Annotated in this window: 14 protein-coding genes; 7 read left to right on the top strand and 7 right to left on the bottom strand. The window is 70.2% G+C overall.

What is annotated here, in order from left to right; genetic code table 11:
• Positions 1–23 precede the first annotated feature (23 nt).
• The 6 genes from AB0I77_RS39480 to AB0I77_RS39455 all read right to left on the bottom strand — a co-directional run bounded on the left by AB0I77_RS39480 (position 24) and on the right by AB0I77_RS39455 (position 6,136).
• Complete coding sequence (locus AB0I77_RS39480) at positions 24–1,091, bottom strand: phosphotransferase (protein ID WP_363287645.1); 1,068 nt, start codon at positions 1,089–1,091, stop codon at positions 24–26.
• Positions 1,084–2,349, bottom strand: a complete 1,266-nt coding sequence (locus tag AB0I77_RS39475; RefSeq protein ID WP_363287644.1) for an aminotransferase class III-fold pyridoxal phosphate-dependent enzyme — start codon at positions 2,347–2,349, stop codon at positions 1,084–1,086. Before AB0I77_RS39475 ends, AB0I77_RS39480 begins: the two co-directional genes overlap by 8 nt.
• A 458-nt stretch (positions 2,350–2,807) precedes the next feature.
• Positions 2,808–3,752 carry an NAD(P)-dependent alcohol dehydrogenase gene (locus AB0I77_RS39470; RefSeq protein ID WP_363287643.1) on the bottom strand — a complete coding sequence of 315 codons (945 nt, stop codon included), beginning with the start codon at positions 3,750–3,752 and terminating at the stop codon, positions 2,808–2,810.
• Positions 3,753–3,916: 164 nt separating this feature from the next.
• Positions 3,917–4,393: a peroxiredoxin gene (locus tag AB0I77_RS39465; RefSeq protein WP_363287642.1), complete on the bottom strand. Its 477-nt coding sequence runs from the start codon at positions 4,391–4,393 to the stop codon at positions 3,917–3,919.
• A gap of 96 nt (positions 4,394–4,489) precedes the next feature.
• Entirely contained in the window at positions 4,490–5,179 is a 690-nt protein-coding gene (locus tag AB0I77_RS39460; protein WP_363287641.1) for an SDR family NAD(P)-dependent oxidoreductase, read from the bottom strand.
• A gap of 204 nt (positions 5,180–5,383) precedes the next feature.
• The gene (locus tag AB0I77_RS39455; protein WP_363287640.1) at positions 5,384–6,136 is read right to left on the bottom strand and encodes an NAD(P)-binding domain-containing protein; all 753 of its coding nucleotides are present in this window, start codon (positions 6,134–6,136) and stop codon (positions 5,384–5,386) included.
• 366 nt (positions 6,137–6,502) lie between these two features.
• On the opposite strand from AB0I77_RS39455, the gene AB0I77_RS39450 reads away from it, so the two are divergent.
• From AB0I77_RS39450 to AB0I77_RS39425, 6 genes are all read left to right on the top strand, one after another.
• Entirely contained in the window at positions 6,503–7,186 is a 684-nt protein-coding gene (locus AB0I77_RS39450; protein WP_363287639.1) for a helix-turn-helix domain-containing protein, read from the top strand.
• 345 nt (positions 7,187–7,531) lie between these two features.
• Positions 7,532–7,924 carry a TetR family transcriptional regulator gene (locus tag AB0I77_RS39445; protein WP_363287638.1) on the top strand — a complete coding sequence of 131 codons (393 nt, stop codon included), beginning with the start codon at positions 7,532–7,534 and terminating at the stop codon, positions 7,922–7,924.
• Positions 7,925–8,031: 107 nt separating this feature from the next.
• On the top strand, positions 8,032–8,769 hold the full coding sequence (locus AB0I77_RS39440; protein ID WP_363287637.1) for an NAD(P)-binding domain-containing protein: 738 nt from the start codon (positions 8,032–8,034) through the stop codon (positions 8,767–8,769).
• 279 nt (positions 8,770–9,048) lie between these two features.
• Positions 9,049–9,747 carry a nitroreductase gene (locus AB0I77_RS39435; RefSeq protein WP_363287636.1) on the top strand — a complete coding sequence of 233 codons (699 nt, stop codon included), beginning with the start codon at positions 9,049–9,051 and terminating at the stop codon, positions 9,745–9,747.
• A 173-nt stretch (positions 9,748–9,920) separates the two neighbouring features.
• Positions 9,921–11,261 carry an NtaA/DmoA family FMN-dependent monooxygenase gene (locus AB0I77_RS39430; protein WP_363287635.1) on the top strand — a complete coding sequence of 447 codons (1,341 nt, stop codon included), beginning with the start codon at positions 9,921–9,923 and terminating at the stop codon, positions 11,259–11,261.
• The gene (locus tag AB0I77_RS39425) at positions 11,258–11,506 is read left to right on the top strand and encodes a flavin reductase (RefSeq protein WP_363287634.1); all 249 of its coding nucleotides are present in this window, start codon (positions 11,258–11,260) and stop codon (positions 11,504–11,506) included. The genes AB0I77_RS39430 and AB0I77_RS39425 overlap by 4 nt, the downstream gene beginning before the upstream one ends.
• On the opposite strand, the gene AB0I77_RS39420 is transcribed toward AB0I77_RS39425, so the two are convergent.
• A complete protein-coding gene (locus AB0I77_RS39420; RefSeq protein ID WP_363287633.1) occupies positions 11,490–12,809 on the bottom strand; it encodes a cytochrome P450 in 1,320 nt (439 codons plus the stop codon). The two genes, AB0I77_RS39425 and AB0I77_RS39420, sit on opposite strands and share 17 nt — an antisense overlap.
• A 527-nt stretch (positions 12,810–13,336) precedes the next feature.
• On the opposite strand from AB0I77_RS39420, the gene AB0I77_RS39415 reads away from it, so the two are divergent.
• On the top strand, positions 13,337–13,496 hold a 160-nt coding region (locus AB0I77_RS39415), incomplete at its 3' end, for an SDR family NAD(P)-dependent oxidoreductase (protein ID WP_363287735.1).

Here is a 13,496-nt window from a genome sequence, read left to right as displayed (position 1 = left end):
CCATCGGGTCAGCGCCCATCGGGTCAGCGCTCATGGCGTACGTCGGCGAGGTAGCCGTCGGCGAGGTAACGGCGCGCGAGTTCCACCGACTGCGCCGCGAACGTCGGCCGCAGCGAGGCCGCGAAGTCCGTGTCCCCGCGCTTGTGGACCCACGCGACGAGCATCAGCCTGCGCAGCATCACCAGGGCGGGGACGGCCCGTACGTCCTCGTCCCGCAGCGGCCGCCGCGACTCGTAGCCACGCAGCCACGCGGTCACCCAGCCGTCGACCCGGAGATCGTGTTCGACGAACGACAGCGAGCACGCCAGGTCGTACAGGAACCAGCCGGTGCCGCAGTCGTCGAAGTCGATGAGGCGCACCGCGTCCGGGGCGACGAGCAGATTGGCGGCACGCAGGTCGCCGTGGATCAGGCCGAAGACGGCCTCGCTCCTGCCGTATGCGCCGAGTTCACGGGCCAGCTTCTCCTCGGCCAGCCCGAGCACCTCGGTGCCACCGCGCGTTTCGCGCACGTCCGGGTTGTCCCGCCAGCGTCCCCACAGCGAGGCCGCGCCGATCAGGTTGTCGAGGTCCCAGTCGGGCCGGGTGAAGACGTCCGGCCGTTCCCATCGCAGCGCGTGCCGGTGCAGGGCGGCGGTTTCCCGGCCCACGAGCTCCATCACGTCCGCGAAGTCCGTGTCCGTGGCGTCGGGCTCGGCGCCGGGCGCGAACTCGAACAGCGCGGCGTGCTGGAGAGCCCCGCCCGCGCCGGGGAAGCTCACGGCCGGTTCGCCCGACGGGGCCGGCACCACCGCCGGTGTGAGGACCGCGCCGTCGGCACGCAGCCGCTCGATCCACATCAACTCGCTGCGGATCTGCGGCAGCGTACGGAAACCGGGCCGGTGCAGGCGCAGGACGAGCGGTGCGGGGGCGTCGGGGGCCTCGGGGGTGTCGGTGAAGGTGCACAGATAGGTCGCGTTCTCCGACAGGCTGAGCAGACGGGCGTCGGCCAGAGCCGCGTCACGGCCGAACGCGGCGAGCGCGGCGGTGACCTGCCGGTCCCAGGTCAGGCCGGGACGCGCGGTCACGAAAGTGCCGGCAGAGGTGTCAGACATGGGCGGCGGCCACCTTCCGTACGGCGTCCCGCAGGCGCGCGAGGATCTTGTCGGTCTCCCGCTCGGTGAGCAACAGCCCCGGCTTGAACTGGAGGACGGCCGGGTCGAGCGTGGAGAAGATCGCCCATACGCCCTGCCGGTAGAGCTCGGCCATGACCGGCTTCGCTCCGGTGGCGCCGAACTCCAGCCCGATGACCAGGCCCTTCTGTCGTATCCCGGTGAGCGCGTGCGGCAGTTCGGCGCGCAGGTCGGCGAGTCCCGCGGCGAACTGGCCGATGCGCCGGCGGACGTTCTCGCGGGTGTCGGACCGCTGGGTGATCTCCAGGACCTTGACCGCGACGGCGCAGCCGAGCTCGGCGCCCCCGAAGGTCGCCATGTGGGCGAAGCCGTCCTGTTCCAGCCAACCGCCCGCCGCCGTGCCGAGCAGGGCGGCGCTGATCGGGTAGAGACCGCCGCTGAGCCCCTTGCCCGTCACGAGGATGTCGGGGGTGACGCCTTCCGCGTACACGCCCCACAGCTCGCCGGTCCGGCCGAGGCCGGTCTGGACCTCGTCGGCGATGTAGAGGGTGCCGGTGGTCTGGCACACCTGCTTCACACCGGCCAGGTAGCCGGGTTCGGGCAGCGGGAAGCCGTAAGTGGCCGGAACGGTCTCCATGATCACCGCGGCGATGTCCTCCCCGGCGAGTGCCGACGCCATCGCGTCGAGGTCGTTGAACGGCACCTGGACGAACTCGGCGGGGTTGTCCGACCGGAACAGCTGCGAGAACCGGGAGTCCCCGGTGGCGACGGCCAGTCCGGTGTGCCCGTGGTAGGCCTTCATCACCGACACGACCTTTCGCCGCCCGGTGGCGTACCGCGCGCTCTTCAGCGCGACGTCGACCGCCTCAGCTCCGCTGGAGCCGAAGACGGCCTTGTCGGCGCCGGGCGTCGCCTCGACGAGCCGCCGGGCCAGCGCCGCACGGCCCGGCGTGGGGAAGTGGTGGTTGCCGATGTCGAGGTACTGGGCGGCACGCGTGAGCGTGTCCACCAGTTCGGGGTTGCGATGCCCGAGGTTGTAGGTGCCGCCGTTCAGATGGACGTCGATCACCTCGTGGCCGTCGACGTCGGTCAGCCGGTACCCGGACCGTTCCCCGATGACGAGCGGGACGCCCTCGTCCTGCCAGAACGACGTCTTGTCCGGATTCCAGTACCGCCGCGCGTCCGCGAGAACCTCCGCTTTCGACGCATACCCGTACATGGACAGCTGCTCGATCCCCAACGTCCGGCCTCCTCGCTGTTCCGGCGAAGGATCCCCGCCGGCGGCTCCGTGAACGGCTCCACGGTCGATCGGGCTGTTTGCGTCCGCATGTGGCCGGCGGTTCGCACGCGTAACACTTGTGGTCCGGTTGTGGTCCGGTATCCATCCGCCGGCGACCGACGATCGACGTTCTGGCATGCATGAGGCGTGCGACAACTGATCACCGAAGACAGCGAAAAGGCCCAGGTCGATGACCTGGGCCTTCATCATGGAGCTGGTGACGAGAATCGCACTCGCCCTACGGCGCCCGCCGAAACGGCCCCTCGACAGGGTCCCTGTGCCTCAGGGCGAGGTGACGGTCGGGGACCCGACCAGGGTGCCCGTCCCGGTGGGCACACCCGGCGGGATCTGGGTGCGCGGCCCCTCGGTGGCCGCGGTGTACCGGACCGCCATCGGGACGATGCCCGAGTGGGGCCGACTTACTGAGTTGGGTCCACAACGCGCTTGCCTCGGGCGTGGCCGGTCTCGACCGCGCGGTGGGCGTCCTGGACGGCGGTCAGCGGATAGACCTGCTCGACCACCGGGCGCAGTTCGCCGCGGTCCACGTAGCCGACCAGGGCCTCCATGTCGTCGCGCCGCATCTTCTCGGACATGAAACGCATCCGGGGACCGGGGAGCAGCACGGAGAGCAGGGCGAACGGCAGGCCCTTCATGGTCATGGTGACGGCGCGGCCACCTCTGCGCACCATCCGGTGGTACTGCCGCGCGGAGCCTCCGTGACAGTCCACGAGCGCGTCGAACTCTCCGGTCAGCGCGCCGGGCTTGATCGAGTCGTAGTCGAGTACCTGGTCCGCTCCGAGCTCACGGCAGAAGTCGGCGTTGCGGGCACTCGCGACGGCCGTGACGCTCGCGCCCATGGCCTTGCCGAGCTGGACGGCGGTGCTGCCGACTCCACCGCTGGCGCCGACCACCAGGAGCCGCTGGCCGCTCCGCAGCCGCAGCCCGTCCCGCAGGGCCTGCAGAGCGGTGAGGCCGACGGCGGGCAGCGCCGCCGCCGCTGCGAAGTCGACGCTGGTGGGCGCGGGCGCCATCTGCTCCGGTTTCGCGACGAGGTACTCGGCGACGGCACCGGTCTTGCGCATGCGGATGCCCAGGAAGCCCCATACCCGCTGCCCGGGTTCCAGACCGTCGACCCCCGGGCCGAGCGCGGCCACCTCTCCCGCGTAGTCCACACCGGTCCCGCGGGGGTAGGAACCCAGCCGGAGCCGTCGCAACTGGACGTCGATGGGATTGACGCCGGCCGCGTGCACCTTGACGAGTACCTGGCCGCGCGCCGGGATCGGCACAGGAAGATCGCGGATCTTCAGCACCTCCGGACCGCCGGATCGGTCGAACTGAGCTGCTCTCATTGTGCCGTTGGGCATGGTCATGTTCCTGTCTGTGGTGTCGAACGCGGGGTCGGCCATGTGTTCACAGACTCCGATGTGGTGGCCGACCCCTGCATCGGTGAGGGCCTGGTCCAAGCGGGCGATCTGCTCGGGGAACAGGGCACAGCGATCCGCCCGGCCGGAGGTGGATCGCGGCGGCGTCAGACCGGGTCCTCGGTCTGGATGCCGCGGACCACGTCGAGCGCCTCCTTGACGTGCTGGTCCGTGTTGGTCAGCGAGTTGAAGACACGCAGGACCGTTCCCTGGCGGTCGATGACGTAGGTGACCCGGCCCGGGATGAAGCCCAACACGGTAGGAACGCCGTACTGCTTGCGCACCTGTCCCGTCTCGTCGCTGAGCAGCGTGAAGGGCAGTTCGTGCCGGCCGGCGAAGGCCGCGTGCTTGCCCACCGAGTCGGAACTCACGCCGATGACCTCCGCCCCGGCGTCGGTGAAGACCTCGTGGCTGTCCCGGAAAGCACACGCCTCGGCTGTACAGCCGCGACTTTCGTCCTTGGGATAGAAGTACAGGACGACCGCCCCTACGCCGAGTCGGTCGTACAGCCGGACCGATGCACCGGATTGCGACGGCAAAGTGAAGTCGGGTGCTTTGTCGCCAACCTGTATGCCTCTTGCCATGTCCGTCTGCCTCATTTGCTCCGCCGCAGACAGGAGAGTGCTGCGACTGTGGGTGGGTGAGAAATCGGGTGTACCGACGACGTGGGTCGCCACCACTCACGCAGCCGGAAGGCCTTTGGGCGCGTCTCCGGGAAGGGCGTGGACGATCTCGGGCTTGTCACGCTCGGTGTGGGCGGTCCAGTAATGCTCGGCGATGGTGTCGGCCTCGGTACCGGGGCCACTGCCGATGAAGACGCTGATGGCCACATGTGCGGCGTGGATGCCTTGCTCGGCGAGCTCCACGTTCAAGGTCATCGCATAGTTGCGCAGCGAGGCGGCGGCGACGCCGATGCTGGCGAAGGTGCCTCCCCTCGGCTGTACCGAGGAGCCACCGGTGGAGAACAGGAGCGTGCCGCTACCGCGCTCCAGCATCCCCGGGAGTACCTGGTTCACGGCGGCGACGGCTCCGTAGAGGTAGTGGTCGATCTGTGGCTGGAGGTCCCCGGCCGTCGCGTCGGCGGCAGCGACACCGGCGAGGCCCCGGTCGGCCGGCGAGTACTCCAGCACGTCGACGGGACCGAAGCGGTCGGCCGCGGCGGCGAGCGCGGAACGCACGGTGTCCGGACGCATCACGTCGGCGGCGAAGCCCGCGGCCTCGACTCCGTCTTCCACGAGTTGCGCGGCCAGGGCTTCGACCTTCCCCAGGGTCCGGGAGATGAGGGCGACCTGGAAGCCCTCGGCTCCGAAGCGGCGGGCGATGGACAGGCCCATGCCGGGGCCGGCTCCGACGATGGCGATGACGGGCATGCGATGAGCTCCTGTTCGAGTGGTGAGGAAGAGGACGAGCGGATGAGTACGGCCACCTGTGGGCTGTGGCCATGGAGGGGAGGTGGGGGATGCCGGCCCTCCCCGGGAAGAGTCGGCACCGCTCGCGCAGCACGAACATGAAGCCGTCGGCGGCCTGCGGTCACCCGCCGGGCGAACTGCCGGTGCCACGACTCAGTCGGGGGCTCAGGGCGTGTCTTCGGGAAGCTTGCCGCCCGCGGGGCCCCGGACGGCACCGTCGGTCAGTTCCTTCACCCGGTGTGCGGGCACCGGGACTCCCCCGACCTCGAGGTACCGCCGCCTTGGCTCTTCGTGGCCGGCTCCCTCCGGCGGCTGGCCCGGAAGGTACGGCTGCACGTAGACCGGGGTGTTGGGTTCGCTGCGCCAGCTTTCGGCGAGGGTGCCGATGTCCACCGTGTCGTAGCCGAGGCTGTCCAGCAGCCGGGCTGCCTCGGCCTTGGCGGTCGGTCGATCGCCTGCGATGGGCAGGGCGCTGCGCTCGGGGGCGCCGGCGGGGCGGGCGAAGGTGAGCAGACAGCTGAAGACGATGTTGTTGCCCGCCTTGACCACATGGGAGCCGGCCAGGTGGCGCTGCACAAGGGCGCTGGAGGTCAACTCGCCGGAATCCAGCTCGGTGATGTGGCCGTCGCGGTCGGGATAGTAGTTCATCGTGTCGATCACGGTCTTGCCCGCCAGGGCGTCGACGGGCAGCTTGTCGTAGGCGCCAAGCGGAATGGTGGCCACGACCAGGTCGCCGGCCTGGGCCGCCTCGGCCGCGGTGGCCGCGCGGGCGCGGGAGCCGAGTTCGGTGACGAGGTCGGTGAGGGTCTCAGGGGCCCGGGAGTTGCTCAGGACGACATTCAGGCCGGCGTCGACGGCGAGGCGGGCCAATGTTCCGCCGATCATGCCGGCGCCGATGATTCCGAGGGTTTCCGTCATGGCGTCATGTCTCCTGGTACGTCAACAGAGCTGTGTAGTGGGTTGCCTGGGCGGGGCTTCGAAAGGTCAAGGCGGACACGGGTCCGGTCACGCAGCGCGGACGCGAGAGGGCCGCCTCCCGCTGCGACCCGAAGGCACGCGGGCGGTTCTCGGCCGGCCCACGGCTTCCTCTCACCCATGACCGGACCAGGCGCGAAGACGTCGTCACGGGCGGGGCCCGCAGTGCCCGCAGAAGCACGTTTCATCCCGGACTCCGGATGCGACTGGGCGGCGGTCCACACCCCGTGAGCAAAGTCGAGGGGGTCCTCATGTTGGCCATCGTAGCAGCGAACATGAGGACCCCCTCACGTTGAGTACCCTTGAGGCATGTCCACTCATCAACCATGCGGCGACGCCGCGACGGGCCGCCCCCTGCGGCGTGACGCGCAACGCAACCGGGACGCCCTGCTCTCGGCGGCTCGCACGTGCCTGGCCGAGCAGGGCATCGAAGCCTCGCTGGAGCAGGTGGCCAAGCGAGCGGGTCTGGCCATCGGCACGCTGTACCGCCACTTCCCCACGCGACTCCACCTGGTGCAGGCGGTGTTCGCCGACAAGCTCGGAGCCTGGCGAGAGGCCGCCGAGAGGGCCGTGGCCTTGGACGACGCGTGGGAGGGGTTGTGCCTCTTCCTCGAGGCGATGTGTGAACTCCAGGTCGGAGACAGGGGATTCCAGGACCTGGCCGGCATACGACTGCCGGAGACCGCGTGTCTCGCCGGGGCGCAGTCACGCATCCATGAACTCGCTGTCCGCATCGTGGAACGTGCACAGGAGCAGGGAACGCTTCGCTCCGACGTCACGCCCGAGGATCTCGCCTTCGTGATCTGGTCCAACGCGCGCGTCACAGAAGCCACTCAGGACATCGCACCCGAGGCTTGGCGCCGCTACCTGCACCTGCTGCTCGACGGATTCCGCGCCGAGCGGGCACATCCGCTTCCCCAACCGCCTTTGAGCAAGGACGAGTTGTACCGCGCCATGCTCCGCCTCGGCGGTGATGGCGACTTCACCGGGTGAACGACGGTTCTCTGCAGCCGCTCGAAGATCGGTCTCGCCCCTCGCCCGGTCGGTCGGCCTTCACAGTCGTCGCGACCCACGCCCGCTCAAGATCTGGCACCTCACCACGCGCCAGGTGACAAGTAACCCGCCAGTAGCTTTCGGATCGAAGGTCGTCCCGCGAAGAGGCAGGGCGACCTTCTTGCGTCCGGCTCAGGCTGCGTCTTGGCTTCGACCCTGCGCTGTCCGGGCTCCGTGGCCGGGTCGCCGGTTTGACCGGATGCTGCCTCCGTTTTACTCTCGAATGCGTACGGAGGCAGCATCCGTTTTGATGCGGCCGCGGGATCATGGCAGGCAGGAGGGCGCATGAGCGCCGGTGAACAGCGGGGACGCAAACCCCGCGCGGACGTTCAGCGCAACCGCGCGGCCCTTCTGGAGACCGCGCAGCGTCACTTCCTGCGGCACGGGGTCGGCACCTCCCTGGAGGCGGTGGCCAACGAGGCGGGCGTCGGGCCCGCCACCCTGTACCGGCACTTCCCGCTCACGATTCCCTGCGACATCCTCATCTCCGCCACCGACCAGTACGTGCGAGCCGCGCAGCTCACCGGGCGCGTGCGCGCGTCGGTGCGGGGGCACGACCTGTTCCTCGCGGCCTGCTCCGTGGCCTGGATCAAGGGCACCGGCACCGGGGAGGAGTCGCTGGACCGGCTCCGCACACTCATCGCGAGCGGCTACCGCCAGCAGGACATCCAGGCCTAAACCGCCGGCACCCCTGCCCCGACCCCGCAACGCCAGACGGCACCACCGCACGGCCATCCCATCGCGCAGCCCTCAGGGGCGTGGCACAACCATTCAAGGAACAAATCATGAAAATTACTGTCATAGGCTCCGGTGCCATCGGCGGGAACCTCGCCGCCAAGCTCAGCACGGCCGGTCACGACGTCCAGGTGGCCAACGCCCGCGGCCCCGAAGCCGTCCGGGCAGAAGTGCTCGAGTCCGGGGCCCGCGCGGCGGACCTCGCCGACGCCGTCCAGGACCGGGACGTCATCGTCCTGTCCATCCCCTTCGGGGCGGCGGGCCAGCTGGCCGGCCTGTTCGCCTCGGTCCCCGCCGAGACGGTGGTCATCGACACCGCGAACTACTACCCCGGCATGCTCAGCGAGCCGATCGAGGCCGTGGACAACGGCCAGGCGGAAAGCGTGTACACCGCCGAGCAGCTCGGCCGCCCCATGGTCAAGGCATGGAACGCCGCCCTGGCCGAAACCCAGCGGACCAAGGGGGTTCCGGCCGGAACACCCGGCCGCCTCGCCATCCCCGTCGCCGGCGACACCGAGGAGGCACGGAAGGTGGCCATGCACCTCGTGGACGACACCGGCTTCGACCCCTACGACGCCGGCACACTGGCCGACTCCTGGCGCCAGCAGCCCAACGGCCCCGCCTACTGCACCGAACTCACCCTCGACGAACTGCCGGCAGCCCTGGCCGCGGCCGACCGCGCCAAGGACGCGGCCATCCGCGACAGCCTCCCGCAACGCTTCGCCGCCCTCGGCGCCAACCCCACCGTCGACGACGTCGTCGAGATGAACCGCGCCGCCCACCGCTGAGTCACCCGACGCCACTCTCGTCCACTCAACGACACGAGAGCGGCAGCGCCGGCACGCCACGCACACACACGACGAACACGAAGAGCGCACAGTCCCCCGCACTGCGCCCTGCAGTCTCGGCACGCCACCGCCTGCGAGCATCCGCACGCCTGCCGGTACCCGCAAGGGTGCCTCCCGCGGCCCGGCCCTTACGCCGGCCGCCTCCTCGCATGGCTGCCGTACTGCGCTGTGCGGCGGTGCCGCCGTGGCGGTGACTGCGCGCCATGGAGAGGAACCGCCTTGCCCAGCACCGCATCACCCTTCACCGACATCGCACGCTCGCGACACTCCCCCCGGCGGTTCCTGCCCACCGCCCTGTCCCCCGCGGACATCCGCGGCGTGCTGGAAGACGCGCAGACCGCCCCCTCGAACAGCAACACCCAGCCGTGGACGGTGCACGTCGTCTCGGGTGCGGCACGGGACGCCCTGGCCAAAGAGCTGCTCCGGGCCGAGGAGGAGGGACGGACCTCCCCGGATTTCACCGATGGCTACGGCGAGGGCCTCTACCACGAGCGGTCGCAGGCCCTGGGCGCGAGTGTCTACCGGGCCCGGGGTGTCGAGCGCTCGGACCGGGACGGCAGAAGGGCGGCGGTCCGCGAGAACCTGGAGTTCTACGGCGCTCCCCATGCCGCCTTCCTGTTCATGCCGGCCCTCGGCGACGGGGTACGGACGGCCGGCGACATCGGCATGTACGCGCAGAACTTCCTGCTCTCGCTGGCGGCCCGGGGGCTGGCCGGCATCCCGCAGACCGTACTCGGCGTCTACGCCGACACCGTCCGCGAGTGCCTGGGCGTCCCCGCGGAGCTCAAGCTGCTGTTCGGCATCTCCTTCGGCATGGCTGACCCGGCGGCACCGGTGAACACGCTCCGCACGGAGCGGGTTCCGCTGCGGCGGAGCGTGGTCCCGCATGACACCCCCGGAGTCCTCGACAGGCCGTAGTTCCTCCGCCCGCAGGAACCATCCGGCGCCTGGGCCCGGGCCGGCATTCGGCCGGCCCGGGGCCCGCTCGTACGATCCCACCCCCTTTGACAATTCGGAGGATGCCTCCGTATTCTCGATAAGATAAGCGGAGGCATCCTCCGGTTTTCATCGCCTCGTCTGGAGAAGTAACCGTGACAAGCCGACAGATGATCCTGGGCATGCAGTTCAGCGGCGGATACGGTGCCGCACCCGGGGCCTGGCGGCTGCCGGGTGCCAACCTGAACAGCTACACGGACATGGACCAGTTCGTGCGTTACGCGCAGGCCGCCGAGCGCGGCAAGATCCAGCTGCTGTTCATCGCCGACACCCCGGTCCTGGACGTCGACCTCGACCACCACTCCCCGCACCACATGATCGACCCGCTGCTGATCCTGACCGTCCTCGCGCGCGAGACCGAGCGGATCGGCCTGGTCACCACCGCCTCCACCACGTTCACCGAGCCCTACAATCTCGCCCGCCAGTTCAAGGCACTGGACGTGATCAGCCACGGCCGGGCCGGATGGAACGCGGTGACCACCTCCGACCCCGCCGCCGCGGCGAACTTCGGCGCGACGATCCCGCCGCGCGCGGAGAAGTACGAGCGTGCCCACGAGGTCATCCAGATCGTGCAGGCACTGTGGGGCAGCTGGGAGAAGGGCGCCTGGCTGCTCGACGTCGACAGCAAGCGGTTCGCCGACATGGACAAGATCCAGCCGGTCAACCTCCAGGGCAAGCACGCCGCCTCCCGCGGCCCGCTGCCCATCCCCCCGTCCGAGCAGGGCCAGCCGGTCATCTTCCAGGCAGGCGGCGGCAGTTACGGCCTGGAACTCGCGGGCCGTTACGCCAGCGGCGTCTACGCCAACCCGTACACCATCGAGGACGCCCGGGCCCAGCGCCAGTCCCTGCGAGACGCCGCCAAGCGCGCCGGACGCGACCCGGACGAGGTGAAGATGCTCGCCGGCTTCATGCCGACCATCGCCCCCTCGCGCCGGGCCGCCCTTCAGCGGCGCCGCTTCCTGGACGAGGTCGTCGACCTCAACCAACGCGTCCGCTACCTCGGCACCATGATCGGCCTCCCGCTCGGCCCCGGCCGGCTCGACGAGCCGCTGACCGCGGACCAGCTCGCCGACGCCATGCCCAGCCCACATGACCCACGCTCCGCCCGCGCCCTCGAAGTGGCCCGGGAAGGCTGGACGCTGCGCGATGTGCTCGCCCACGGCGTCATCGACTACCACCCGGTGGTCGCCGGCACCGCCGCCGACGTGGCTGACCACATGCAGCAGTGGTTCGAGGCAGGGGCCTGCGACGGCTTCTCGATCGCCATCGACAGCTACCACGACGGCTTCGACGCCTTCGTCGACCAGGTCGTCCCGATCCTGCAGGAACGCGGCCTGTTCCACGACGACTACGAAGGCCCCACCCTGCGCGAGAACCTCGGCGCCCACGAGCAGTACGGACTCGACCCGCGCCTCACGAAGCCGGCCCGGTCATGACCACCACCACGCAGCCGATCACCGCCCAGCCGTCCGACACCGCGACCCCGCAGGCGTTCCGCGACGCCATGGCAGCCGTCGCCGCCCCGGTCGCCGTGGTCACCGCCCTGGATGGCGATCGCCCTCACGGCTGCACCGTCAGCGCCTTCGCCTCCCCTTCCCTGACACCCCCGATGGTGCTGATGTCGCTGGACAACCGCTCCCAACTCCTCGCAGGAAGCGCCGGGTTCATCGAAGGACGGTGACGCGCAGGGGTGCCCGGAAGGACAGCAGACCCAGCACCGGTGATTCGGTCCCACCCTGCTCCAGCCGCACTCCCGGCAGGCGATCGGCCGCCGCCCGCAAGGCCACGGCCGCCTCTGTGCGCGCCAGGGACGCGCCCGGGCAGCGATGACGGCCGACGCCGAACGCGAGGTGGTGGCGGATGTTCGTCCGGTGTGGACGCATCCGCTCCGGGCCGGGGAAGATCTCCGGGTCGGATCCGCTGCCCAGCAGCATCAGCAGCAATTGGGCACCCTCCGGGAGGCTCACGCCGCCCAGTTCGGTCGCGCACGCGGTGATCCGGCGCCAAGTGGCGACCGGCGGTTCGCGCCGCAGCACCTCCTCCACCCAGGCCTCGGCCAAACCCGTCTGCCGAGCCACGCGCTGCCACAGGCCGGGCTCGGTGAGCCCTCGCTGCAGCACTGTGGCGAGGAGTTGCCCGGTGGTGGACTGGCCCGCGATGAAAACGAAGAAGCAGGCGGCCACCGCGGTCTCGACGTCCAGCGGCTCGCCGCCCGGCAGGCGGTGACGGGCCAACGCCCCGATGAACGAGCTGGGCGGGGCAGTGCCGCCACGCACCGTGTCGGTCAGCCACTGGTGGAACTCCCCGACGGATTCCGCCAGTTCCAGTTGCCTGTCCAGCGCGGGCCTGCCCCAGAACAGCTCCAGCGAGGCATCACTCCAGCGAATCAGGGTGGCAGGGGCAACCCCGTGGATGCCGAGGAGTTCCATCAGCACCCGGCACGGCAGAACCTGGGCGAAGGAGGTGAACAGCTCGCAGCGGCTGGTGGCGTCGAGCTCCGAGCGCGCCGTGTCGAGCAACTCCTCGGCGACGCGCCGGATCATCGGTACGGCTGCGGCGACGCGCTCGGCGTTGAAGAACCGGGTCACCAAGCGGCGCAGTCCGGCGTGGCTGGGGGTCCCGTTGTTGGCGAGCGCGGGTGGGAGTGTGAAGCCGGCCCGGGCGAGAACTGGCAGCACGGCGACCGGCAAAGGGGTGACGGCGCGCAGGGCGTTGTCCGGACGGAACACGGCCGGGTCGAGCAGTACCCGGCGCACATCGTCGTAACGGCTGACCAGCCACAGCCCGGTGGCGGCGTCGTGGTGCACCGGAGACTCGGACCGCAGGGCAGCCAGCCAGGGGTACGGGTCACGGACGAAGCCGTCGCCGAACAGATCGAGCACGCCGAGCGGGTCACGTGCGCCCGAGGCTGCGGGGCAGCCCACCGGACCGGTGCCGACAATTGCGCCGTCGGGTGCGGAGGCATGCGATGCCGGGGAAATCACGGCCGGACGCTAACACGCCGCACGCACAGCCCCCGGCTCAGTGTGCGCGTCATCACTCGGTCACGCGCCGGAGTCCGCAGGCCAACCTCGTCGCGACCGTCGCCGGCTCGAGCACGGGCGAGCTCTACACATACCTGAGCGAGATCGCACAGGGACCCTTGCGTACGGACCGACGGAGCGACCGTGGTCGGGTGCTGCACAGTCGACGGACGACCAAACGGTGCTCATGCCCGTATGCCGTGCAGCGAGGTCCACAACCGGTGGCGCGGGAGCAGTGCTGCTGCGGAGGCTCGCGAACGCTGGAGCCGGCCCCGCCGTCACCACACGGACTGTGATCCACCGGGGTCTCCTACCGGCGGTTCGCCGCGCCTGGTCTGGAGACGCTGACCGGCTGTGGCGTCGTCCACGGCTCAGCCAGGGACCGCCGATCCATGGATGAACCGTCCTCTCCCGCCCCTGCGCGGGCGCCTCTACGGTCGAGGCTGCGGGCGCTCACCGGCCCGCCGTACCGAAGGAGCAAGACCCCCATGAAGATGACCGGCAACACGATCCTGATCACCGGCGGCACCTCGGGCATCGGCCTCGGTCTGGCCCTGCGTCTGCACGAGGCCGGCAACAAGGTGATCGTCGCCGGCCGGCGCAAGGAACTCCTCGACGAGATCACGGCCGAGCACCCGGGCATCGACG

The organism is Streptomyces sp. NPDC050619 (assembly GCF_040654815.1).
Taxonomy (GTDB): Bacteria; Actinomycetota; Actinomycetes; order Streptomycetales; family Streptomycetaceae; genus Streptomyces.
Note: the sequence above shows the minus strand (reverse complement) of the source record. Positions and strands in the feature narration are given on the sequence as shown.